General features: G+C 45.0%; 21 protein-coding genes and 1 pseudogene. 8 read left to right on the forward strand and 14 right to left on the reverse strand.

What is annotated here, in order from left to right; translation table 11 throughout:
- Positions 1-365: 365 nt before the first annotated feature.
- The 4 genes from epmA (at position 366) to OU793_RS16370 (ending at position 3482) form a co-directional block, all read left to right on the forward strand.
- Entirely contained in the window at positions 366-1337 is a 972-nt protein-coding gene (gene epmA / locus OU793_RS16355) for an elongation factor P--(R)-beta-lysine ligase (RefSeq protein ID WP_140103664.1), read from the forward strand.
- A 9-nt stretch (positions 1338-1346) separates the two neighbouring features.
- Positions 1347-1721 (forward strand): VanZ family protein, encoded by a 375-nt coding sequence (locus OU793_RS16360; protein ID WP_020904523.1) that lies wholly within the window; start codon positions 1347-1349, stop codon positions 1719-1721.
- Between the two features lie 21 nt (positions 1722-1742).
- Complete coding sequence (locus OU793_RS16365) at positions 1743-2378, forward strand: TetR/AcrR family transcriptional regulator (protein WP_140103665.1); 636 nt, start codon at positions 1743-1745, stop codon at positions 2376-2378.
- A 147-nt stretch (positions 2379-2525) separates the two neighbouring features.
- Positions 2526-3482, forward strand: coding sequence for an acetyltransferase (locus OU793_RS16370; protein WP_025521616.1), 957 nt, complete (start codon positions 2526-2528; stop codon positions 3480-3482).
- A 76-nt stretch (positions 3483-3558) separates the two neighbouring features.
- Here OU793_RS16370 and OU793_RS16375 read toward each other — a convergent pair whose 3' ends face one another.
- The 5 genes from OU793_RS16375 to OU793_RS16395 all read right to left on the reverse strand — a co-directional run bounded on the left by OU793_RS16375 (position 3559) and on the right by OU793_RS16395 (position 7988).
- Entirely contained in the window at positions 3559-4704 is a 1146-nt protein-coding gene (locus OU793_RS16375) for a murein hydrolase activator EnvC (RefSeq protein WP_193237446.1), read from the reverse strand.
- Between the two features lie 26 nt (positions 4705-4730).
- Positions 4731-5552 (reverse strand): serine O-acetyltransferase, encoded by an 822-nt coding sequence (gene cysE / locus OU793_RS16380; protein WP_005496472.1) that lies wholly within the window; start codon positions 5550-5552, stop codon positions 4731-4733.
- A 78-nt stretch (positions 5553-5630) separates the two neighbouring features.
- Positions 5631-6668, reverse strand: a complete 1038-nt coding sequence (gene gpsA, locus OU793_RS16385) for an NAD(P)H-dependent glycerol-3-phosphate dehydrogenase (protein ID WP_031819247.1) — start codon at positions 6666-6668, stop codon at positions 5631-5633.
- A gap of 196 nt (positions 6669-6864) precedes the next feature.
- A complete protein-coding gene (secB, locus tag OU793_RS16390; protein WP_005456911.1) occupies positions 6865-7329 on the reverse strand; it encodes a protein-export chaperone SecB in 465 nt (154 codons plus the stop codon).
- Positions 7330-7553: 224 nt separating this feature from the next.
- Positions 7554-7988, reverse strand: coding sequence for a rhodanese-like domain-containing protein (locus tag OU793_RS16395; RefSeq protein WP_005381472.1), 435 nt, complete (start codon positions 7986-7988; stop codon positions 7554-7556).
- A gap of 548 nt (positions 7989-8536) precedes the next feature.
- Here OU793_RS16395 and gpmM point away from each other — a divergent pair.
- Complete coding sequence (gene gpmM / locus OU793_RS16400; RefSeq protein ID WP_005456931.1) at positions 8537-10069, forward strand: 2,3-bisphosphoglycerate-independent phosphoglycerate mutase; 1533 nt, start codon at positions 8537-8539, stop codon at positions 10067-10069.
- Positions 10070-10151: 82 nt separating this feature from the next.
- On the opposite strand, the gene OU793_RS16405 is transcribed toward gpmM, so the two are convergent.
- Both OU793_RS16405 and OU793_RS16410 read right to left on the reverse strand, forming a co-directional pair.
- On the reverse strand, positions 10152-11039 hold the full coding sequence (locus OU793_RS16405) for a DMT family transporter (RefSeq protein WP_005482188.1): 888 nt from the start codon (positions 11037-11039) through the stop codon (positions 10152-10154).
- A gap of 156 nt (positions 11040-11195) precedes the next feature.
- A pseudogene (locus OU793_RS16410) lies at positions 11196-12983 on the reverse strand (methyl-accepting chemotaxis protein); the annotation flags it as partial.
- A 71-nt stretch (positions 12984-13054) separates the two neighbouring features.
- On the opposite strand from OU793_RS16410, the gene OU793_RS16415 reads away from it, so the two are divergent.
- Positions 13055-14650: a recombinase family protein gene (locus OU793_RS16415; RefSeq protein WP_086585356.1), complete on the forward strand. Its 1596-nt coding sequence runs from the start codon at positions 13055-13057 to the stop codon at positions 14648-14650.
- A 192-nt stretch (positions 14651-14842) separates the two neighbouring features.
- Here the strand turns inward: OU793_RS16415 and OU793_RS16420 are convergent, their stop codons facing one another.
- Entirely contained in the window at positions 14843-15232 is a 390-nt protein-coding gene (locus OU793_RS16420; protein WP_086585357.1) for a hypothetical protein, read from the reverse strand.
- A gap of 118 nt (positions 15233-15350) precedes the next feature.
- Here OU793_RS16420 and OU793_RS16425 point away from each other — a divergent pair, with 118 nt between their 5' ends.
- On the forward strand, positions 15351-15572 hold the full coding sequence (locus tag OU793_RS16425) for a helix-turn-helix domain-containing protein (RefSeq protein WP_224067049.1): 222 nt from the start codon (positions 15351-15353) through the stop codon (positions 15570-15572).
- Between the two features lie 533 nt (positions 15573-16105).
- Here OU793_RS16425 and OU793_RS16430 read toward each other — a convergent pair.
- From OU793_RS16430 to rsgA, 6 genes are all read right to left on the reverse strand, one after another.
- A complete protein-coding gene (locus OU793_RS16430; RefSeq protein WP_086585359.1) occupies positions 16106-16900 on the reverse strand; it encodes a DUF4225 domain-containing protein in 795 nt (264 codons plus the stop codon).
- Positions 16897-17397, reverse strand: a complete 501-nt coding sequence (locus OU793_RS16435) for an Hcp family type VI secretion system effector (RefSeq protein ID WP_086368926.1) — start codon at positions 17395-17397, stop codon at positions 16897-16899. Before OU793_RS16435 ends, OU793_RS16430 begins: the two co-directional genes overlap by 4 nt.
- Before the next feature lie 149 nt (positions 17398-17546).
- On the reverse strand, positions 17547-18116 hold the full coding sequence (locus tag OU793_RS16440; RefSeq protein WP_086585368.1) for a recombinase family protein: 570 nt from the start codon (positions 18114-18116) through the stop codon (positions 17547-17549).
- A gap of 552 nt (positions 18117-18668) precedes the next feature.
- A complete protein-coding gene (locus OU793_RS16445) occupies positions 18669-20084 on the reverse strand; it encodes a DASS family sodium-coupled anion symporter (protein ID WP_015297419.1) in 1416 nt (471 codons plus the stop codon).
- A 169-nt stretch (positions 20085-20253) separates the two neighbouring features.
- Positions 20254-21111 carry an archaetidylserine decarboxylase gene (gene asd / locus OU793_RS16450; protein ID WP_005496488.1) on the reverse strand — a complete coding sequence of 286 codons (858 nt, stop codon included), beginning with the start codon at positions 21109-21111 and terminating at the stop codon, positions 20254-20256.
- Positions 21112-21235: 124 nt separating this feature from the next.
- Positions 21236-22300 (reverse strand): small ribosomal subunit biogenesis GTPase RsgA, encoded by a 1065-nt coding sequence (gene rsgA / locus OU793_RS16455; protein WP_005496489.1) that lies wholly within the window; start codon positions 22298-22300, stop codon positions 21236-21238.
- 127 nt (positions 22301-22427) lie between these two features.
- On the opposite strand from rsgA, the gene orn reads away from it, so the two are divergent.
- The gene (orn, locus tag OU793_RS16460; protein ID WP_005456987.1) at positions 22428-22973 is read left to right on the forward strand and encodes an oligoribonuclease; all 546 of its coding nucleotides are present in this window, start codon (positions 22428-22430) and stop codon (positions 22971-22973) included.
- The last annotated feature ends 210 nt before the right edge of the window (positions 22974-23183 follow it).

Genomic DNA, 23183 nt, shown 5'->3' on the forward strand with positions numbered 1-23183 from the left:
CCCAAAAGTAGTAGGGTTAGTGTAGATGAGCCACATGGCAGAAAAATTGATGTAATTGGGTTTTTGCTTCGGTAATGCACTTAAGGGCATAGAATTTATAGGTTATGTGACTGCTATCACGGCACGAAACATTTGAAACTCAAACGTCATATCCATGAATGTTAAATGAGTGTTACCCGACATTACTGTCATTGATAATAGGTTTTATTTCGAATGTTTTTTGTACTGCAGCACGAGTATTGCTTGCTTCAAATTTAAACAATGTGGCGGGAAAATAGAGAAGGGAAATTCCCCTCTCGTCGAACCGTGAAAAGCATGTAGAATGGGTTTTTTACGCGCTAAATTAGAGTTTTGAGAGACTTATTATGCAAACCAACTGGCAACCTACCGCTTCCATTGAGCAACTTCGTCAACGTGCGACGTTAATCGCCGCCATTCGTCAATTCTTTGCCGAGCGACAGGTGATGGAAGTGGACACGCCAGCGATGAGCCACGCGACCGTGACGGACATTCATTTGCATACTTTTCAAACCGAGTTTGTTGGCCCTGGTTACGCTGATGGCAGTAAGCTGTTCTTTATGACCAGCCCAGAATTCCATATGAAGCGCCTTTTGGCAGCGGGCAGTGGTTGTATTTATCAAATCAATAAAGCGTTTCGTAACGAAGAAAATGGTCGATACCACAACCCCGAGTTTACGATGTTGGAGTGGTATCGCGTTGGCTTTGACCATCATAAATTGATGGATGAAATGGATGACCTGTTGCAACTGGTATTGAAGTGTGGCGCAGCGCAGCGCATGACGTATCAACAAGCCTTCATTGATGTGTTGGGTGTGTGTCCACTAGAAGGCTCGATGACTGAGCTGAAAGCGGCGGCAAGCAAGCTGGGCTTGAGTGACATTGCTGAGCCAGAAGAAGATCGCGATACGTTGCTGCAACTGTTATTTAGCGTGGGAGTAGAAAACAAAATTGGTCAGGATGTGCCGGCTTTTGTGTACGACTTCCCTGCGTCACAGGCGGCGCTCGCAAAAATCAATCCTCAAGATCATCGCGTCGCGGATCGTTTTGAAGTGTACTTTAAGGGGATAGAGTTGGCGAACGGATTCCATGAACTGGACAATCCGAAAGAGCAATTAGCGCGCTTTGAACAAGATAACGCAAAGCGTATCGAAATGGGTTTAAAACCGCAGACGATCGATTATCATCTGATTTCTGCACTGGAAGCAGGGTTGCCAGACTGTGCAGGGGTTGCGCTGGGTATCGATCGTTTGATCATGCTGGCGCTAGGCTGTGACCACATTGATCAAGTCACGGCCTTTCCATTTCCAATTGCATAAGGACATCCAATGAACTTGACGGCTGCACGTTTCGTCATCTTGAGCTACGCCATATTGATCGCTTTTTTATCTCTGAGTTCAGGTGAACTACAAGACTGGGGCAATATTGCGTACCTCGACAAAATGCAGCACGCCATGGCGTACAGCGGCTTTGCGTTTTTAGGTTGCTTTTGCGTGTGGCGTTGGCGTCAACGTTGGGCGGTGGCGATGGGTATTTTGCTATTTAGCGCCGTCATTGAGTGGCTACAAGGCTATGTCGGCAGACAAACCTCTTGGTTAGACCTTGTCGCCAACTCGATTGGCATCTTAACTGGTCTGTTATGTTACCGTATTTGGAGCCTCTATCGACCTAGGTTGGTGAAGTCGCTATACTCGATTCGTTAATGAAGAGGGAATACGATAACAATGAAAACGCGCGACAAAATCGTCTACGCGGCACTGGAGTTGTTCAACCAACATGGTGAGCGCAACATCACCACCAATCACATTGCCGATCACATCGAAATTAGCCCTGGTAATCTGTATTACCACTTCCGCAATAAGCAAGAAATCGTTCGTGAGATCTTTGCGCTTTATTCAGCAGAACTTTTAGAAAGATTTACCCCTATTCAAGGCTCACAAGAGAGCCTGACTATGCTGAAGAGCTACCTAGACTCTATTTTTACCTTGATGTGGAAATACCGCTTTTTCTACGCAAACCTACCAGAAATCTTGTCACGAGATGAACAGCTGCACGAGCAGTACATCGATGTGCAAGAGAAGCTGCAAGCCAACCTCATTGCGATTATGCAGGAGTTTGTTTCTTTGAAGTTGCTGGATGTGAATGAAGAGCAGTTGAAATCACTGGTGTGCACGCTGCATTTGATCGCTTGTGGTTGGTTAGCTTACCAATCTGCAATGGCATCGAAAACCAGCATTACCGAGCAAATGGTGAAGCAGGGGATGCTGCAGATGCTGAATGTTGTGAAACCTGTCGCGACTGAACAAGGTTTGGAGCAACTACAGCTGTTGGAAGAAGCAGTCAGCACACTGCAGGGCTGATCGGTCACTTGCTTCAATATTTCGAGAGTCACTCTCATTTTCGAGTCGCGCCTTGAGTTGACTTGTCATACTTGCTACGCACAATAAGACGACTATCTCCCTCGATTAGTTCAAGGGATTGACTCTCGATAAAGGAACTATCGCTCAATGAATTACGACATCTTCAATGGTGATGCAGACGGCATCATCGCACTTCTACAACTGCGTTTGGCTGACCCTATCGATTCCCAATTAATTACCGGCGTAAAGCGCGATATTAAGCTGGTGGAAAAAGTGGACGTGCAAGCGGGTGATGAGCTGACTGTGTTAGACATTTCGATGGAAAAGAACATGGCTGGTTTAGAGCAAGCATTGGCTCAAGGCGTGCACGTGTTTTACGCCGATCACCACAAAGCTGGTGACATTCCTCAACACGGTAATTTGGATGCCCACATCGATCTTGACGCTAATATGTGTACCGCTTTGATTGTCGATAAGTTGCTGGAAGGACGCTTTCATACTTGGGCGATCACCGCTGCTTACGGTGATAACTTGATTGCTAAAGCGGATGCGCTGGCGGATCAAGCCGGACTTAATAACGAGCAAAAAGCGCAGTTAAAAGAGCTCGGTACATTAATCAACTACAACGGTTATGGCTCGAAAGTCGACGATCTTCATTTCCATCCTGCGGATTTATACCGAGCGTTGGTTCAATATATTTCGCCATTCGAAGTCATTGAAGATAAAGCCTCGCCTTACTATCAATTGCAATCGGCTTACCAACAAGACATGGATGCCGCGCAAGCGGTACCAGCCACACATGAAAGCGACACATTGAAGTTGTTTGAGCTACCAAACACGGCCGCATCACGTCGAATCAGCGGTGTGTATGGCAACTGGCTGGCAAACCAAAATCCAGACTCTGCGCATGCGGTACTCACAGAAAACGCAGATGGTACTTACACAGTTTCACTCCGTGCACCATTGAACAATAAACAAGGTGCTGTTGCCGTGTGTGGGCAGTTTCCGACAGGTGGTGGGCGAGAGGCAGCTGCGGGTATTAATGCCTTACGCAAAGAAGATGTGAATGCATTTATTGATGCGGTCGAAACGTACTACGCATAGCATTTTCCAAAATATGAATACAACAAAGGAGCCGAGTGGCTCCTTTGTTTTTATTACAAGTAAATAAGTTAGATAATCAGCGCTTTAACCAAGATTTCGGGCTCTGTGCTTCACTATTACGGCGGATTTCGAAATACAGTGATGGTCGGTCTTGACCACCTGTATCACCAGCGAGTGCTATCACTTCGCCTGCGGTGACTTTATCGCCTTCTTTTTTGGTTAACGCTTGATTGTAGCCGTAAAGCGTCATGTCACCTTTACCGTGATCAAGCAGCACCACTAAACCGTAACCTCTTAAATACTCTGCAAATACGACTGTGCCAGGGTAAACCGCTTTAACTTGTTGACCATAGTTAGCGGAAAGTACCATACCTTTCCAGTTTACTTGTCCGGTTTGACGCGTACCGAAGTTATGTAACACACTGCCTTTGAGTGGCCATGGTAGTTTGCCGCGCTGTTTGCCGAGCCCGTCCATTGGTACTGCATTTCGTTTGGCGGCTTTTGCAATCTCGGCTTTTAGACGGGTTTCATTGCGTTGTAGCTCAGCAAGGTAACGTTTGTCGTTTTTAATGCTGCTCTGAATTTTGTTCAGCGTTTGCTTACGATTCGACTGCGTACTGGCCAGTGCGGTACGCTTTTCTGATTGCTGCTTGAGCAGGGTTTCGATCTGCTCTTTCTCTAGCTCAAGTTGGTTTTTGTTGTGCGCCAACTCTTGAGTGGTTTTGGTGATGGCATCAATCACTTCGGCACGAGCCTTGGCTAAGTGCTGAAAGTATTGGCTAATCCGATCTTCTTCTACGCCTTGATTCAATAAGTGCCCATTCGCTTTCGCTCGCTCGGTCACGTAATACGTTTGCAGCAACTGCTTGAGCTCTTCCTCTTGTGCTTGGCGCTGGGCTTCTTGCAAGGAGATTTTCTCTTCCAGTTTATTGATGTTCTTGTCTGCTTGAGCAAGGTCGGCTTTAGTTTGCTTGATTTCTCGCTCCAGCTTAGAAATGCCAAGCTCTTGGTCTTTGAGCGATTTTTGCAGCTCGTTAAGCTGTTTCTCTTGCGAGGTTAACGCCTTCTTTTGGCGATTGATTTCGCTGGAAACGCCTTTGAGCTCTTGCTGACTTGCGGCGAAAGAAGAGAGGGGATAGGTGGCAGATAAAGCACAAGTTAATAAAATAGCCGAGCGGAGCACTGGGTGATTTTGTTTTCGCACTTGAGAGTTACCTACCACATTATTGTCAAAGGATCAGAAGACGGTTAAATGCCATCTCCATGGATAAAGCTTTGTGATTTACCGTTAAAGCCTTGGTCCATATCGAGAGACGGTTTGTCTGTTTTTGGTCGACCGACGATTTTCGCGGGTACGCCCGCCACGGTTGTGTGCGGTGGCACCGCTTGCAATACTACGGAGCAAGAGCCGATTTTCGCCCCTTCGCCCACTTCGATATTACCAAGAATTTTGGCACCTGCACCAATCATCACGCCTTCACGGATTTTCGGGTGACGATCGCCGCACTCTTTACCTGTACCACCTAGGGTGACGTCTTGCAGGATCGACACATCGTTATCAACCACCGCTGTTTCACCGATCACGATGCCCGTCGCATGGTCGAGCATGATGCCGCTACCAATACGTGCTGCTGGGTGAATGTCTACCTGACACGCCACAGAAATTTGGTTTTGCAAATACGTCGCGAGGGCATGACGGCCTTGTTTCCACAACCAGTTTGCCACGCGATAGCCTTGCAGCGCGTGGTAACCTTTCAAATACAATAATGGCATTGAGTACATGGAAACAGCAGGGTCGCGGTTGACCGTCGCACAAATGTCACACGCAGCAAAATCCGTAATGGTAGGGTCTGCGGCAAATGCCTCTTCGACCACTTCACGAACGGCCATTGCTGGCATCGACGCCGTGTTTAATTTGTTGGCCAAAATGTAACTCAGTGCCGCACACAAACTTTCATGCTTGATGATGGTAGCGTGGTAAAAGCTCGCCAACATAGGCTCTTGCTCTGACATTTCACGGGCTTCTGAGACAATTTTGTTCCAGACTTTTTGTTTTTCGCAGTGTTTCATTCTCAATATCCTGAGTGGTTCTTCCGTGACCCGACAACTTCTATTCTTCTCAGATGAGGTGCGAAGGTGCGTAGAGTGCTACTTTCCTTCGGCTTTTTTGTCACGAGCAAGTAAATCTTGCGCTGCCAGGCGTGCATCTTTTCCTTGATACAATACTTGATAAATTTGGTCAACAATCGGCATCTCAACGCCCATGCGTTGGGAGAGCATCCATACTTCTTTCGTGTTGCGGTAGCCTTCTACGACTTGGCCAATTTCTTCTTGTGCCGTGTCAACGTCTTTACCTTGACCGAGAGCTAAACCAAAGCGGCGGTTACGTGACTGGTTGTCAGTACACGTAAGAACCAAGTCACCTAAACCAGCCATACCCATGAAGGTTTCTGGTTTGGCACCAAGTGCAGCGCCAAGGCGGCTCATTTCAGCCAAGCCACGGGTAATTAACGCAGTACGTGCGTTTGCACCAAAACCGATGCCGTCTGACATACCTGCGCCAATTGCGATAACGTTTTTCACTGCACCGCCAAGTTGCATGCCGATGAAGTCGTTGTTCGCGTACACGCGGAAGGTTTTGCTACAGTGGATTTTCTCTTGCAGATCCGCCACGAACTCTGCATCTGGAGAGGCAACGGAAATCGCAGTTGGTAGACCCATCGCGAGCTCTTTCGCGAACGTTGGGCCAGATAGAACGGCCAGCGAGTAGTTCTCACCGATGATGTCGTATGCGACGTCTTTGAGTAGTCGGCCAGTTTCAGGTTCAAGACCTTTGGTTGCCCAACAGATACGCGAATCTTCACGCAGGAACGGTTTGCAGCTGTTAAGCACGATGCCAAAGACATGGCTTGGAACCACAACTAACAAGTCACGGCTTGCTTGAACGGCTTTTTCTAAATCCGATTCAATAATCAAGCTTTCTGGGAAATCAACACCTGGTAAAAATGCGTGGTTCGCGCGATCCGCCTCTAAGCGTGCCATGTGCTCTGGCTCGTGTCCCCAAAGGACAACGTTCGCACCATTACGCGCGAGGGAGATCGCTAGAGAAGTACCGTATGAGCCTGCGCCAATTACAGTCATTGCGATGTCTTTACCGTAAGCATTGCTTGTATTTGCTTGTGTCATGCTACCGCCTAATTGTCTTTCTACTAGTAGAATCTAGTTCATAATCACCAGATTTTACGCTCTCTAGGGATTAGGAACTAGGAACTTTTGTCAGAAATAAAAAATGCACATTGCATCGGATGGTAGACGCTATGTGCATTTTCTTCGAGTCGGTGACGAAAGCGCTTATGGCTGCTCGTCACTTACAAAACGTGAATTACGCTTGAGCTTCGCCTTGTTGAGCTTGCTGTTGTAGGTAGTTCATGAATAGCGCGTCGAAGTTAACTGGCGCTAGGTTCAGCTGAGGGAATGTACCTTTAACAACTAGGCTTGAGATAGTTTCACGAGCGTAAGGGAATAGGATGTTCGGGCAGAATGCACCTAGGCAATGTGCTAGTTGACCAGCTTCCATTTGCTCAGCAGTGAAGATACCACCTTGTTGAACTTCACATAGGAACGCAGTTTCTTCTTCGTTCTTCACAGTCACAGTTAGACGTAGAACCACTTCGTAAACGCCTTCACCAAGCTCACGGCTTTGAGTGTCTAGGTCTAGTTTAACGTCTGGGTTCCATTCTTTTTGGAAGATTACTGGAGAGTTTGGCGCTTCGAAAGAAACGTCTTTTAGGAAGATGCGTTGAATTGCGAAGTTTTGTTGTGCTTCTTGAGGTGCTGCTTCAGCCATTTTTAAATCCTTAATAAACATTTGTTGAGTCTAGAAACGCCTAAACTCAGAAATTTGGTTTGTCCTGAGACTAACTGAGCAAATGTACCTTGACTAGATGAAGCGTGTATTACGTGCAAAGCGTCACAACTTAGGGCTTCAACTGCTTTCTATTTGCTCAGTTTTATATCCACGAGGCTTGGCAAAATCGCGTTTAAATGCGTACCTTAGTTTTTGCCACGTTCCTACTTTTTACCACGAACTAAAGGTAGGTTTGCTTCGTTCCATGCAATCAAACCATTCTTAAGTAGGCTAACTTTTTCAAAGCCCGCTTTTACTAGAAGGTTCGCGCTTTCTTGAGCGGTTTGGCCCGTCTTGCATACAACAATGATTGGGTCTGATTTATGGTTTTCAAGGCTACCCAAGTTACCTGCTTTGATGTCTGACGGTAAAATGTGAAGTGAGTCGGTGATATGACCTTTTTTGAACTCATCTTTTGTGCGGATATCCACAACAACGCCGTTTTCACGGTTCATTAGGTGAGTCAGTTGGTTTACGTTGATTTCTTTGTATGCTGCCGTCGCTGACTTCACGATGTTCATGATAAATGCGACAAGAAGACCTACCCAAACCAAAGATAGAATCATGTTCTGTTGGAAAAATTCAATGTACTCTTGCATGTCTTGAGCTCTTACGCTGTTGGCGGAAAAATAAAGCAGGAGTATAGCGGGGTTAAGCCTCTTAGGCGAGAGGGTTAAAATTTTCTAACGAATAATTGAGATCTCTATAAACTCGCTACGTCCTTGTTATCGCATCCCTTCTCCTATCCTTATTCATCACTTTTTCCTATCGAAGTAATCGGTCTAAGTGACTTCTGTTTTGCCAAGAAAAGAGAACAATAGAACCTATCCTCAGCCAGTTATGTTGAGCGCTCTAAAAGAAGACCGTTTTGACAGTTTTGTGGCAACGTTGAGAGCCGTGCCATCGAATGTGGGCTTGGGTGTACAAAGCGTATTGGGAATGACTATGCTTGTGGAACACGTTTGTTGGTGACGCTTGGTTGCTCGCTAACTTGTAAGATAGCAACATTAAATCGCAAACATTATTTGATCTTAACCTACAGTTTTGGTTAAAAAGTGTAGTAAAATTACGCTAGTTTTGTTTCAAGGTTAGATAGGGCAGCGAAGCCCTACGCCAAAAGTTACTTAAATTTGATGAGGTCATCACTATGTCAGCTAAGAAGCCACTGGCTCTAGTTATCCTTGACGGTTACGGTTACCGTGAAGACACAGCAAGTAACGCAATTGCGAATGCGAAAACACCAGTAATGGATGCTCTGATTGCGAACAACCCACATACTCTAATCTCTGCTTCAGGCATGGATGTTGGCCTTCCTGATGGTCAAATGGGTAACTCAGAAGTTGGTCACACTAACATTGGCGCAGGTCGCGTTGTATACCAAGATCTAACTCGTATCACTAAATCAATTGCTGATGGTGAGTTCGAACAAACTCCTGCTCTAGTGGAAGCTATCGACGCTGCAGTGAAAGCAGAAAAAGCAGTACACATCATGGGTCTTATGTCTCCAGGTGGCGTACACTCTCACGAAGATCACATCTACGCAGCGGTTGAAATGGCGGCAGCTCGTGGCGCTGAAAAAATCTACCTACACTGTTTCCTAGACGGTCGTGACACACCACCACGCAGTGCAGAAAACTCGCTACAACGTTTCCAAGATCTATTCGCGAAACTAGGTAAAGGCCGCGTTGCTTCTCTAGTTGGTCGTTACTACGCAATGGACCGTGACAACAACTGGGAACGTGTACAAGTTGCATACGATCTACTAACCCAAGCTAAAGCTGAATTCACAGCAGAAACGGCTGTTGCTGGTCTTGAAGCGGCTTACGCTCGTGACGAAAACGACGAGTTCGTGAAAGCAACGGCGATTAAAGCAGAAGGTCAAGAAGACGCAATCATGCAAGACGGTGATGCGGTTATCTTCATGAACTACCGTGCTGACCGTGCACGTCAAATCACACGTGCATTCGTTCCTGGTTTTGACGGTTTTGAGCGCGCAGTATTCCCAGCAATCAACTTCGTGATGCTGACTCAATACGCGGCAGATATCCCTCTAGCAACAGCATTCCCACCAGCGTCTCTAGAAAACACGTACGGTGAATGGCTATCTAAGCAAGGTCAAACTCAGCTACGTATCTCTGAAACAGAGAAATACGCGCACGTTACTTTCTTCTTCAACGGTGGTGTTGAGAACGAATTTGAAGGCGAAGAGCGTCAATTGGTTGCTTCTCCAAAAGTAGCAACTTACGACCTACAACCAGAAATGAGCTCTCCAGAGCTAACTGAGAAATTGGTTGCGGCTATCAAGTCTGGTAAGTACGACACAATCATCTGTAACTACCCGAACGCAGATATGGTTGGTCACACTGGTGTTTACGAAGCGGCTGAAAAAGCGATCGAAGCACTAGACGAAAGCGTAGGCAAAGTAGTTGAAGCAATCAAAGAAGTTGGCGGTCAGCTATTGATCACTGCGGACCACGGTAACGCAGAAATGATGATCGACCCTGAAACTGGCGGCGTTCACACTGCACACACTAACCTACCAGTGCCTCTAATCTACGTAGGTGACAAAGCGGTTGAGTTCAAAGAAGGCGGTAAACTGTCTGACCTTGCACCAACAATGCTTTCTCTAGCGGGTCTAGAAATCCCTGCTGAAATGTCTGGTGATGTGCTAGTTAAGTAATTAACTGACGACTCAGAATGACAAAAGCCCGAGTATAAACTCGGGCTTTTTTGTGTCTGGTAATAAGGACTGGTTTGTAAGATTACTGAACTAAAATCCCCGCACCAATCACCGCTAGAGCCGCGCCCAACCAAGCAAATCGGTTTGGTCGGCGTTTAGTGTAAACCCAGAGCAGCGGTAGCAACATGATTGGCGTGGTTGAAGATAGCAGAGCAACCATGCCTACGTTCCCTTCGCGCAGCGCGTAAAGAATTAACGTCATTCCTACGGCCATTGCGAGAAAGCCATTCAACGCCGTAATGCCAAAAACACGCCAAGTAATACGTTGGGTGGAGCGAGCAACTTTTACACCAACGATAAGTAATAAGCAGTGCGCAACGAACGCGCTGATCATTCGAATTGCCGATGCAGCGATTGGGTCGACACTGGTTTGCATGACCGGTTTAGCAATAATACCACCGAGCGCCTGACATATTGCAGCGGTAAGGCCGAGTGAGACTCCAACCCAAATGTTGCCTTTGATTTCCTCGAGCACATTGTTAGTTTGTCCGCGTCGGCCAAAGAATATCGCCATCACCACACCGCTAAACACCAGTGCAGAACCAAGCAGTTCAATGGCCGTCATGCTTTCGCTAAACAGGAAATAACCTAAGATGGTGGAAAACACGGCATGACAGGAAAACAACAGGCCCGCTTGCCTTGGCCCCATGCGATTCAAACAAGCAAACAGTGCGGTGTCGCCAATGAAGATCCCTATCAATCCGGATGCCATCATCGGCGTAATGTGTTCCCAAGACACACTTAGCCAACCGCCGGTTATCCACGCCATGGTCGACAAAATCACGGCTGTGCAGCCCATCCGCCAACGACTGTAAGAAAAGGCACCCAGATGCTGCGCAGGAATAACCGAAATCAGGCTGGAAACCGCCCATAAAAAGGCAGCGCACAGAGCAAGCCATTCGTAACCCATGATTGATAGACGTCCTTGTTGAATAGGGTTGAGGGCTCTTAATATGCATGAAATGCCACGAGCAATGCCATCATTTTTTTATTTATTATTGGGAAGTTAAAGGGCTAGATAACATCAATAAAAAAGCAGCTCTGGGAGCTGCTTTTTTGGGGCGGTTTACACTTTAAAGCGACTGATGTTTTCTCGCATGGTGTTCGCTGTGTTGAACATTCTGCGTGCGCCTTCACTGCTTTTCAGTGATTGCTCAGCAATGACATCTGCATCGTCTTTGATACCTTGAGTATTGCGGCTGATGTCTTCACTTACCGCTCGCTGCTCTTCTGCTGCGCTCGCAATCTGCATCGCCATATCATTAATCTCAGTGATAGAGTTGGTGATGCTGGTTAGACTGTCGTGCGCTTGCTGTGCGTAATCCACGCTGGTATCTGCCAAGCTAGTGCTGGCTTGCATGCTGTTTACGGCAAGCTTGGTATTGCTTTGCAGCGTTTCAATCATGGTACGGATTTCTTCTGTTGAGCCATGAGTGCGTTGGCTAAGTACACGTACTTCATCCGCTACCACGGCAAATCCGCGTCCTTGTTCACCCGCGCGTGCTGCTTCGATTGCCGCATTGAGAGCGAGCAGGTTGGTTTGCTCAGCAATGCCTTGAATCGTAGACAGGATTTGGTTGATGCTTTGGGTGTTCGCTTCCAGTTCAGAAATTACATTTGCCGCATCACTCACTTGCTCAGCAAGCGACACAATTGCTTCACGGTTTTTCTGAATAACGCTTTGACCTTCCACACACGCAGATGCGGAGTTTTGGGATGCACTTGCAGTCAATTCTGCATGACTTGCGACTTCTGCAGCGGTTGCCGACATTTCATGAATGGCCGTAGCAATTTGGTTTACGTCATTTTGTTGGTGCTCAACGCGTCCTGCCGCCATGGCTGAGAGTTCGTTCGCCTGTTGTGCTTGTTCTGACAACTGCTGACTGTTTTCGACGATGTTTTTTAGCATTGATTGCATCTGAGCAAGGAACTGGTTGACGTGCGTGGCCAGTTCACCAATTTCATCCATGCGTTCAATCTCGATGCGCTGCGTCAAATCACCTTCACCTTGTGACAGTTCAGAGAGTGCATCCGACAAAGTTTGCAGTGGACGTAGTAGGCGAGTGATCACGTAAGTGCTGATGGCAGCGATGATCAAATACATCACGATTGAAGCAATGGCAGTAAAGGTCACTTGCTCCGAAACGGAGGCAAAAGCCATTTGTTTGTCTTGCACAACGCCCAGAGACCAATCGGTGTTAGGGACTTGAGCAACATAAATCAGTTGGTCGCCTTGTTTTGGCCACGTGATTGTTTCTAGCTTCGCGTGTTGTGCCAAGTTGGCCATTTTATCGCGAGTCAGTTCTGGATTTAACGTGGTGAGCGGTTTCTGGCTGAGCTTTTCATCTTTATAAGCGACGAGATTATTGTTGCCATCCACCAAAAACGCGAAGCCGTTGTTATCCAGTTGGATATTCAATACTTCGTTGATGATGTCTGTGACGGCCAAGTCAGCGGCCAATACGCCTTGTTTGTTTTGGTTAAACGCTTTGGCAAAGCTGACCACAATACTACCATCAAAGTCTTGGTATGGCTCGGTAATGATCAGCCCAGATTGTGCCATCGCGTCTTGATACCAAGGGCGAGTTCGAGGGTCGTAATCGGATGGCCATGATTCGCTTTTATCGCCGTAGGCAATAGCGCCGTCAGAGAACCCTGCGTAAACCGAGAGAAATTTCCCCGCGCGTTTGGTCAGCAATAACTCGCGATCTGCATCATCAGAACTGGCGATGATTTGTTCGTTCGCCAACATCATATCGCTACGAATTGAGAGCCAATCGCTGATATAACGGTTAGTCGACTCAGAAATATTCTGTATTTCTCGGTTGAGTGTGGATGTGGTTTCTTCGTGAAGTTAGTAGCATGTAATATTTACCTTTTAAAGGTAGAATCAAAGAAACAAGAGATTTAGAAAGGTAAGTATTTATGAGCATTGCGTATTCTTACATCCGTTTTTCATCAGCACAGCAAGCACAAGGGGATAGCTTGCGTAGGCAAACACAACTAGCTCAACGATACTGTGAAGATAATAATCTGACGCTATCAGATACCAACTTTCAGGACTTAGGTGTATCTGCTTTTCACTCTGCCAACGCACAAGAAGATGGTGGTCTAGGTCAGTTTTTAACAGCATTAAGTGAGGGTTTGATTCCAGAAGGTTCTTATCTATTAGTTGAAAGCCTAGACCGTTTGAGTAGGGCTAAAGTTCAAACAGCTTTAGAGCAAATGCTAGGTATTCTTCGTCGTGGAGTGAAGATTGTTACATTAATGGATCATTGTATTTATGACGGTGATAGCGATAGTCGAGATTTGATTATCTCTTTGACTATCATGGAGCGAGCACACAATGAAAGTAAGACAAAGTCAGAGCGCTTAAAGGCTGCATGGGATAACAAAAGACAAAACCCGAACTCAACGAATCGTCACGGTAGTACACCGTTTTGGTTAACTTTGAACTCAGATAAACGCACATACACAGTAAAAGAAGAATATGCAGAACTCATACGTAAAATCTACCAATTATCCATTGATGGGTGGGGACTAGTTAAGATTGTTCGATATTTGAATGAATGCGGTATACCTGCACCTAAAGGACGTAGTTGGGCTATAACGACGGTTAGCAAGCTTTTAAATTCAAAAGCTGCTTTAGGTCATTATGAACCCTCTCAAGGTAGAAAGTCACTGAATACTGTGATCGAGGACTACTACCCTTCAATCATTGATGAAAAAACCTACTACACCTCTTTACAACGTAAGAAAGAACGTTCAGCGCCAGAATCCGCGGGAAGGAAAACTACTTATCCTAATCCATTGGTGCATATAGCTAAATGTCGCTTGTGTGGTTCTTCAATGTTCTTTGAAAACAAACAACCATCACTTAATTATCTGACTTGCAGAGAATTTAAGAAGAAAAATTGTACTAACAAACCGATAAGAATGGAGTTGATTTACCGATTCATTTATGAAGTGTTCAACAGCCCTATGTATCATCAACAACATGCTAAGTTAGTGGATAAGTCGAAGCAGAAAGATATTAATTACCATGCAGAGTTAAAAGGAAGATATGAAGCAGAACGTAAAGCTTATGAGGAGCTTCTAGAGGCGTCTTCTTCCTTTAGTGATCCATTCATACTCAAAGAGTTGCAAAAGCGCTCTACGTTGATTCTAGAGCTTTCTAAGCAGCTAGAAGAAGCAAAAGCTAAGGAAACAGTTGAGAAGGCTAGAACAGTACACATAAACTTCACTGAAGCGTTACAACTGACAGTCAATGCCTTTCATTTGCCCTTAGAGGAGGTAAAGGTAGAAGAGCTAAGCACTGATGAACTATTCAACACGAGGGTTAGGCTCAATAGAATCTTAAAGCAAGCCTTCAATCATCTATCTATCTTCCATTGTAATGAAAGTAAAAGAATAACAATAGAAACAGAAGTGACAGAGGATTACCCAATAGATTTGAGATATGAGACGAACCAGAAAGCTATCAAAGAACCAATGAAGAATAGGATCTGGTCAGTGTATTAACTCTTTCATTGCCCCTTATCGGAAGGACAGGGATAAGGAATATCCCTCACGAAGTGAGATAAGATCATTGATATAAAAGATAGACACTGAGAGAAGGAAGAATAGAAGATAACCTCACCTCACGAAGTGAGAATTATTCTCTAGAAAATGTCCATCTCTCAGTGAACTTAAATGTTCATGTACACTAATTGGTTAGCTCCATAACCACCACATAAGAAGAGCACCGATTGTTAATACTACCTGTAGAAGAGCTAGGTTTTGAACGGATAAGTACACATACTTCCAGAATTCACTTTCTATACTTTCAGGGTTCTTTGCTCCATAAACACGGTCTGTTGTCTGGATTAAGCAAAATACATAATAAATACATTGAGCTATACCAACACTACCTTGGCTCAACATCCAATTCCCTGAGCCATCATCCAACAACATAAAGGAAACTTTCTGCACAAACTTAAAGCCAATCACCATTAAGATGCACGCAGTGAAGAAAGCGACTAGCTTCCAACCTTTAGTTAATTGACTATCAAACCCTACTTTCAAAGATGGTGTATTAACCCCCTTTTTCAATTCACTTCTCACTCTTTAATCCTCATTTTCATTGTTAAACATCTGCTCCGTGAGCGGAGCATTTTGAGGCACTCTAGCAACTAATATTTGCTCTACAACCGGAGCAAAGAAAGTTGACTGAAAAATGACAATGATGAACATCGTTGGTTCGCAGATAAGAACATTAAGGAAGCAACAAAAACTAACTCAAGAAGAGCTATCTGCACGCTGTAATGTCATTGGTTTGGACATCAGCAGGGGAACCCTAGCAAAGATAGAAGCAGGTGTAAGACAGGTTCTAGACACAGAGGTAGTACAACTAGCTGTAGCTTTAAGAGTCAAAGAAGCCGATTTGTTTCCCGACCGTGGCTAACTCAGATAGGTCAAACTTCCATTACTGACAAATCAGAAAAGCCTTTCCCCCTTTTCTGTGAAGGTGTCCACTCACGGTAGGTACGTATAGAAAATGGTTAATTTTTACAATGGTACATGTATCATAAGATCCAACCACTTGAATTGTAAAAATAAAAACATTCAACCAAGGTTAACAAGATCATCACTTAAATAGTTTTTTAATGTGTTTCCTTACAAATAACTCGACTGGTTCTAAACGATTAAATTGGGAGGGCGGTACGGTAAGTAGAGTTAGGAAGAAGAACAATAAAGCTACATTTTCAAAGCTTTCTGTGATAACGATGGTTTTGACATCAAATAGACTGCGCCAAATCAACGAAGGCTCATTTTTGAACGCTAAGCTGTAATGTGGCTCTCCAAATAAACCTAAGCACAGTAGATAAAACAAAAAGTACATTTGATTGAACTTAGGAGCGTACATGTACTGATTTGAGATTATGTGAGTGATTAGTAGACCAACCAAGCTAATCGAGACATATGTTACTATAGACATTAATCCTTATCCTTATCTTCAACATAAGGTTCTATGGCGGTCATTGTAGTGTTTATGCCACCAATCACTTCGCTACCTAAAGCTGTCTTAGTCATTGCTTTTACGCCCTTCTCGTAATCTGTCTTGAAATACTTAAACAGCTGTAATTGCTTTGAGTCTGGCATATTTGACCATTGCTGAACCACCTTTCTACTGTTGACCAAACCGTAGGCACTAGTAGCAAGATCCGCTACAGCATACGCAGCATCACCGTCTCGTTCATCTAACCCTAGATTCTTAGCTCCGAACCTGTAGCCCTCTTTCAGTAGACCACTTACATTTTCAAAGTCACCTGTATAACGTCCTGTCCAGTTTTGATGTATGTTCCCTGCTATCTTGTATGAGTTTTCGTACAAGTTGTTAGCCCCATGTAATAGCATTGGTGCACCAACACCACCGCAAAACGACATACCAGTAAATGAAAAGATAGATTCAGCAGTACAAATACCATAACCAGTAGCTACTTGTCCCGCCCCTGCAAATACACCAAGACCATATAGGGCTAAATCAGCAGCTTGATCTTTCAGGCTTTGCCGTTCTTGCTTCACTAGTCGAACAACTTTATCACCAACGAGTATCCCATTCTCATAGTCATCAACTAAACACTTGCCTAAGAAAATGTACTCACGTTTAAAGTAGTACCGAATTAGAGGATCCTGTAAGTGTGTGATGCTGTAGCGATTTGCGGTATTCAATAGCCCATCAACAGCTTTACGTACTTCATCACGTTCTAAGTCTCTTCTTGAAATGCTCATTCAAATTTCTCAGCTAGCTTTTTCAATGGTTCAAGCCAAGATGAATACGCAGCGGTGTTAGCGCTGATATGTCTCCATTGAATATCTCGATAAGCGATAGTGACGATTTCCTGCATCTCTTTCTCATTGAAATCAGTAGAATGAGGCATATCCATTGAAATGGAGCGGATCATAGCTCCGGTTAGCTTAATCTCATAAAACGCTTCTTGTGTGCCTTTGTCTGTAGGGCGGTAATATGTGATTGTACAGTTAAGCTCTTGCCCATCAGTACAAGCTTGATTGAGCACTGGAGAGGATTTGTCTATTTTTTTAATGATTTCTATCGGTTGGTGAATTGCTCGATTGCTGTAACCTATCGTGTGACTACAAGCAAGGACTGTAATCTCATCCTCATGACCAGATTGGTAGCTATTACCCATCGAGTAAAAAGTGTTACAGCCAGAGGTCAGACAACCTTGAGCAATGCTTTCGATTTTCATAAATGCTTGAGATGCCATGTTTTTCCTTTCAAAGTAAAAAGTGAATACAGGATCATCATACTTATTTTTTTACACTCGTGTTTAGTCGTTATCCAATAGCGACAGGTTCACTATTAAAAAGCTCATTTTGAAGGCTATTATTCTCAGAATGCCTAATTGTTAAACAGCTATAGAATCTCTTTCCAGTGTCTTTTTACTGTGCTTAGACCAATCCCTAAAGCTCTAGCTGTGGCGCTTTGTCCTAAGCCTTGAGCTTTGGCTAATTGGACTCTTCTGTTTGTTTCTGTTGCTGGTGGACGTCCTAGTTTCTTACCTTCTGCTTTTGCTCTCTCTAAGCCTTGGGCAGTACGCTCTCTTATTCTGTTTCTTTCAAACTCAGCAAAAGCCCCAAACATTTGAAGCATCAAACGCCCTTCTGAACTACTAAGGTCAGTAACAGGTAAATCAAGACAAACAAGCCTTACACCCATATCAGAGAACATCTGTACAGTTTGTTGTATGTCGATAGCATCACGCCCTAAACGGTCAAGCTTTAGAACAATAAGACAATCACCCTCTTCTAGTCTGTCTACTAACTTTGAAAACTCTGGTCTATCCATAGCCTTAACACTGCCGCTAATCGTTTCTGATACAACTCTGTTTGTTTGTACTTCAAAACCTGCATTAGCAATAGCTAAAGTTTGGTTCTCTGTTGTTTGTTCAGTGGTACTAACACGGCAATAAGCAAAACGTCTCATTCGTTTATCTCTAGTTGGTTCATAAAAGGGTAGCTCATATTTAATCATAGTCCATAAATAAAGTTCAATACTTTATGGGCTACTTTTTTATGGTTCACGAACTGGGTCATAAAACGAATGTTTAATGGGCTGTATGTAAGCTAACCTCTTTTTTACATTGCATTTATTAAAAGGGTTAATATTGTGTACGTACTTGATTAACGGAAACCCAAGCTTGAACGCCACTTACGATGGCGATAATGACTGCGATAGCAATCTGGATTTTTAACTTAATGGTATTTCTCATTGTCTAACCTTTATAAACAGACAAAAAGATCAGTGTCACAACGTGTGACTCCAGAGGGTTTAGACGATTCAAGCACAGAGCGTTACATGAAAGGCTTTAGTGAATTTATCGACAGTTAGTGATGAAACTTGAGGCACATGGTGTGATTTTTATTCAGCAATGCAATGTTAAATCTCTATTCATCATGGTGTGCAAAGGGGGACGAAGTCGAGGTAATGGGAATGAAGGGGCTCTGTGAAGGCATAACCCCTCACAGAGCCAGAACGTTAGAAGAGAATCAACACAGCGCCGTAAACTATAAACAGACCAATTAAGCCAATGATGAGTCCGACTTTCGCCATGTCTTTGCTTTCTATCAGGCCAGTTGAATACGCTAATGAGTTTGGTGGGGTGGAGACAGGTAAAATCATGCCCAGTGAAGCCGAGAATGCGACCACAACCAGTAAGCCTTGTAAGCCACCGACAGCGGCCAAACTCGGCATGGAAACCCCGATAGCTGCGGCAATTGGCATCAACAAGTTCGCGGTCGCGGTGTTCGACATAAAATTGGCCATCAACCAACATACGATGGAGAGTGCGACCACCACCGCAAATGGAGACAGCGCCTCATAATCAATTGCGTGGGCGAGCGCTTCTGCCAAGCCCGTTTTATCGAGTGCAATGCCAATCGCAATACCACCGGCAACCAACCACAATACGTCCCAGTTGATCAGTTTGAGCTCTTCTTTGCCCATGATGCCCGTTAAGGTAAAGACTGCCAGAGGAATAATCGCGACGACGTACGTATTCATGCCATGAGCTTTGGTGGTCATCCATAAGACGATGGTGAGGGCGAAGGTCACGTAAACCACCATTGCGCGCCAGCTCTTTTTGAAAGTGCCATCCAACTTGAGTTTCATTTCTGGCTCGCTCGATGGGAACAGCTTTTGCAATAAGAACCAAGCGATGGTCAATTGCACTAAGACAAAAGGTAAGCCCATCATCATCCATGAGAGGAAGTCGATGGTGTTTTCTCCAGTGAGATATTGCAGTGCGATGGCGTTCGGTGGCGTACCTATTGGCGTAGCAATACCACCCGTATTGGCGGCTATTGGAATACACAAAACCAGTGCTTTAATGCCTAAGTCACCTTTCGGTGCTGACGCCACAATAGGGCCAAGTAGCGCTAACATCATGACCGTTGTTGCGGTATTGGACATGAACATGGAAAATACCGCGGTGATCAACATCAGCCCGAGCATGATGAATTTGGGCTGGTTGCCAAACGGTTTAAGCAGCACGCGAGCGAGGTTGTTGTCGAGCTCATACTTAGAGGCGGCAATCGCTAATGCGAAGCCGCCCATAAAAAGAATAATGATTGGTGACGAAAAGGCAGAGAAGATATCGGTGTAGTTGATCAACTCGCCAAGATCGTGCCCTGGTGGTGGATTGCGAAACAGATGCAAGCCTTTGTCGGAAATCATGATCAGTTCGAGAGCGATAATAAGAATGGACGTAGCAAAAACGGGAACCGGCTCAAGAACCCAAAGTAGGGCAGCAAGAAGAAAAATGGCCAACAAGCGATGCTGAATTAAAGTGAGATCATCAATGGGAATAGCATCAATCGGCATCATCAAAACACCGAGCGGAATTAAAAAACACACCAGCAATTTAGCCAGTGTGCTGACATTCATCTTTGGCATTGGTTGCCCCTCTAAATATTCATCCTAAGCGCAGGATAAATGATTGTGGATTTAGGGTCTTAGAGGCAGGTATGAGTTTGGAGAAGAGAGTCTAAATTTCGAACAGAATTTTGCTTTTCATCAATAAAAAAAGAGCCCTTGATAAAGGGCTCTTTTAACTGATTTTCGCTTATTTTTTCAGGGCGTAAGGTGTGCCCATTACGGTTGGTTGGCCGTTTTCCATGCTTACGTCAAACTCAATCGCGTCTTTCGCAAACAGGTTGATCACAGTCGAACCCAGTTTGAAGCGACCCATTTCTTCGCCTTTTTTCAGGATAACGGCTTTGTCACCTTCTGCTGGGTAATCCCATTTGTAGACCGTGTTACCGCGAGGTGGCGTGATGGTGCCTGCCCAAACTTGCTCGATACTGCCTACGATGGTTGCACCAACCAGAACTTGTGCCATTGGGCCAAATTCGGTATCGAAGATACATACCACTCGTTCGTTACGTGCAAATAGGTTCGGTACGTTTTCTGCTGTCAGAGGGTTTACTGAGAACAGATCACCAGGAACGTAAATCATTTGGCGCAATGTGCCGTCACATGGCATGTGTACACGGTGGTAATCGCGAGGCGATAGGTATAGCGTTGCGAATGAACCGTCTTTGAATTCTTCTGCGAGTTTCTCATCACCACCAAGCAGTTCTTGCGCCGAGTAGTTGTGGCCTTTTGCTTGAATCAGTTGACCATCTTCAATTGGGCCAAATTGGCTCACACAAGCATCTGCTGGGTGCGTAATGATCTCATCACCTTCAGTGATTGGGCGTGCGCCTTCCTTGAGCTCACGAACAAAAAACTCGTTGAACGTTTTGAAATGCTTAGGATCAGAGTGCTTTGCCTCGTCCATATTCACATTGTACTGTTTGATAAACCAGCGAATGACCGCGGTGGTTAGACTACCAGCTTTGGCTGATGCCAGTTTGCCCATTAGGCGAGTTAGGCCATGTTGTGGGATCCAGTACTGCAGTCCAACTTTAATCTTGTCCATCTTTAATTCCGATACTTCTGTCTGTTCTGTTAGATTCGCGCTTTGGGCGCGTGATGTTACTGAACTTTAATGTGCTTGTCAGTATTCGGTGAAGAATTCTTACACAGTCGCTCAGACAATCTGGTTACAGATCGGCCTTCTTGTTGCGTGAGTATTGGCGGTTTGCCTTGTTCTCCATCATGCTTTCTAGAATGCGATGGTAGTTCTCAAAACGAACCTCACTCACTTCGCCTTTCTCAACGGCTTCACGCAGAATACAGCCAGGGTCGTCGTTGTGTTTACAGTCTCGGAATTTACAGCCACCAAGGTATGGGCGGAACTCAACGAACGCTTTGGTGACTTCTTCAGCCTCTAAGTGCCAAAGACCAAATTCGCGAACCCCTGGTGAGTCAATAAGATCGCCGCCAGTTGGAATGTGGTAAAGGCGTGCTGCTGTCGTGGTGTGTTGACCTAAGCCAGAGTTTTCAGAAATTGCGCCTTCTTCCACTTCTTGTTCTAGTTCAGGCATTAATGCATTAACCAAACTCGATTTACCTACGCCAGATTGACCAACAAAGATGTTGATACGATCGCGTAACTGCACTTCTAAATCACTAATGCCTTCACCAGAATTTTTACTCACGAACAGCACTTTATAACCAATTCGCTCGTATTCTTTGAGCCACTCTTCGTACATTGCACGGTCATCTGCCTCAAGCAAATCGACCTTGTTGAGCACCAACAATGGTGCGATGTTGAGTGTCTCTGCGGCCACTAAATAACGGTCGATAATGTTCAGTGATAGCTCAGGCAAGACAGACGAGACAATCACCATCTGATCGATGTTTGCCGCAACTGGTTTGAGGCCGTCGTAGTAGTCTGGGCGAGTCAGCATTGATGTACGTGGCTCTACGGCTTCAACAACACCTGAGATGCCTGCCATTGATTCAAGACCTTCACGCCAGAGCACTCGGTCACCGGAAACCAGAGACTCAATGCCACGACGTAGGTTACAGCGTTGAACCTCGCCAGTTTCTAAATCTTCGATGTCAGCGTGCTGGCCAAAGCGAGTAATCACTAGACCCTGTTTGCTTGAGCCAAGCATGTTCTCATCCCATTGGATGGACTCTTCTTGCTTTTTTAGGCGTTTTTGTTGGTTGCTGCGTACGCGGCGCACCTGGCCTTTGGTTAACTTTTTCTTCTTTGCCACAATGTTTTACTTAGTGAGTTAACTCAAGCGATTGAGCTCGTTCTCGGCTCAAGTTCGTGAGTATCGTGTTTCAAGTATTTTCAGGTATAGTACCTCTTTTATCGATAAACAAATAGGCGGCGTAACCATGTCCTTTAGCGATCAAAACCTAATTTGGGTGGATTTAGAGATGACAGGACTTGATCCTGAAACGCACAAAATCATCGAAATTGCTTCTATCGTCACGGATAGCGAACTGAATATTTTAGCTGAAGGGCCAGTGCTTGCCGTGCATCAGCCAGAAGAAGAGCTAGCTAAAATGGACGATTGGTGCACCAACACGCACACAGCTAGCGGTTTGGTTGAGCGCGTTCGGAACAGCAAAATCTCTGAGCAAGATGCCGTAGCACAGACCATCGAATTTTTAGAAAAATGGGTACCAAAAGGCGTATCGCCAATCTGCGGTAACAGCATCGGTCAGGACCGTCGTTTCTTGTACAAGCATATGCCTGAATTGGAAGAGTACTTCCACTACCGTTACTTAGATGTGAGCACACTAAAAGAGCTGACTCGTCGTTGGAAGCCAGAGGTGCTGGACGGTTTCTCTAAACAGGGCACACACTTAGCGTTGGACGACATCCGTGAATCTATTGCGGAGTTAAAGTACTACCGCGAAACGATCTTTAAGATCTAACTGTTAAGGCTGCGATCTAAATTGTTGTCATTCTTGATTGTTTTGCTTGCTTTTTCGTCGTTCAGTAAAAAATTAAAGTTTTTTTGAACGAAGGACTTGCATCACAAAAAAATGCTCTTATAATTCGCAGCCCTGAACAGCGGAAACGTTGTTGATGCGACACTAGCTCAGTTGGTAGAGCGCAACCTTGCCAAGGTTGAGGTCACGAGT

It is taken from the genome of Vibrio sp. VP6 (assembly GCF_028823755.1).
GTDB classification, from domain to species: domain Bacteria; phylum Pseudomonadota; class Gammaproteobacteria; order Enterobacterales; family Vibrionaceae; genus Vibrio; species Vibrio parahaemolyticus.

What these genes read in the sequence shown, in the direction of transcription:
- OU793_RS16435 (WP_086368926.1), bottom strand. Translation starts at nt 17,397, where the DNA reads ATGGCATCTCAAGCATTTATGAAAATCGAAAGCATTGCTCAAGGTTGT.
- OU793_RS16440 (WP_086585368.1), bottom strand. Translation starts at nt 18,116, where the DNA reads ATGAGACGTTTTGCTTATTGCCGTGTTAGTACCACTGAACAAACAACA.
- gpmM (WP_005456931.1), top strand. Translation starts at nt 8,537, where the DNA reads ATGTCAGCTAAGAAGCCACTGGCTCTAGTTATCCTTGACGGTTACGGT.
- orn (WP_005456987.1), top strand. Translation starts at nt 22,428, where the DNA reads ATGTCCTTTAGCGATCAAAACCTAATTTGGGTGGATTTAGAGATGACA.
- OU793_RS16370 (WP_025521616.1), top strand. Translation starts at nt 2,526, where the DNA reads ATGAATTACGACATCTTCAATGGTGATGCAGACGGCATCATCGCACTT.
- OU793_RS16395 (WP_005381472.1), bottom strand. Translation starts at nt 7,988, where the DNA reads ATGCAAGAGTACATTGAATTTTTCCAACAGAACATGATTCTATCTTTG.
- OU793_RS16360 (WP_020904523.1), top strand. Translation starts at nt 1,347, where the DNA reads ATGAACTTGACGGCTGCACGTTTCGTCATCTTGAGCTACGCCATATTG.
- OU793_RS16425 (WP_224067049.1), top strand. Translation starts at nt 15,351, where the DNA reads ATGATGAACATCGTTGGTTCGCAGATAAGAACATTAAGGAAGCAACAA.
- cysE (WP_005496472.1), bottom strand. Translation starts at nt 5,552, where the DNA reads ATGAAACACTGCGAAAAACAAAAAGTCTGGAACAAAATTGTCTCAGAA.
- OU793_RS16405 (WP_005482188.1), bottom strand. Translation starts at nt 11,039, where the DNA reads ATGGGTTACGAATGGCTTGCTCTGTGCGCTGCCTTTTTATGGGCGGTT.
- OU793_RS16415 (WP_086585356.1), top strand. Translation starts at nt 13,055, where the DNA reads ATGAGCATTGCGTATTCTTACATCCGTTTTTCATCAGCACAGCAAGCA.
- secB (WP_005456911.1), bottom strand. Translation starts at nt 7,329, where the DNA reads ATGGCTGAAGCAGCACCTCAAGAAGCACAACAAAACTTCGCAATTCAA.
- OU793_RS16365 (WP_140103665.1), top strand. Translation starts at nt 1,743, where the DNA reads ATGAAAACGCGCGACAAAATCGTCTACGCGGCACTGGAGTTGTTCAAC.
- OU793_RS16445 (WP_015297419.1), bottom strand. Translation starts at nt 20,084, where the DNA reads ATGCCAAAGATGAATGTCAGCACACTGGCTAAATTGCTGGTGTGTTTT.
- epmA (WP_140103664.1), top strand. Translation starts at nt 366, where the DNA reads ATGCAAACCAACTGGCAACCTACCGCTTCCATTGAGCAACTTCGTCAA.
- gpsA (WP_031819247.1), bottom strand. Translation starts at nt 6,668, where the DNA reads ATGACACAAGCAAATACAAGCAATGCTTACGGTAAAGACATCGCAATG.
- OU793_RS16430 (WP_086585359.1), bottom strand. Translation starts at nt 16,900, where the DNA reads ATGAGCATTTCAAGAAGAGACTTAGAACGTGATGAAGTACGTAAAGCT.
- asd (WP_005496488.1), bottom strand. Translation starts at nt 21,111, where the DNA reads ATGGACAAGATTAAAGTTGGACTGCAGTACTGGATCCCACAACATGGC.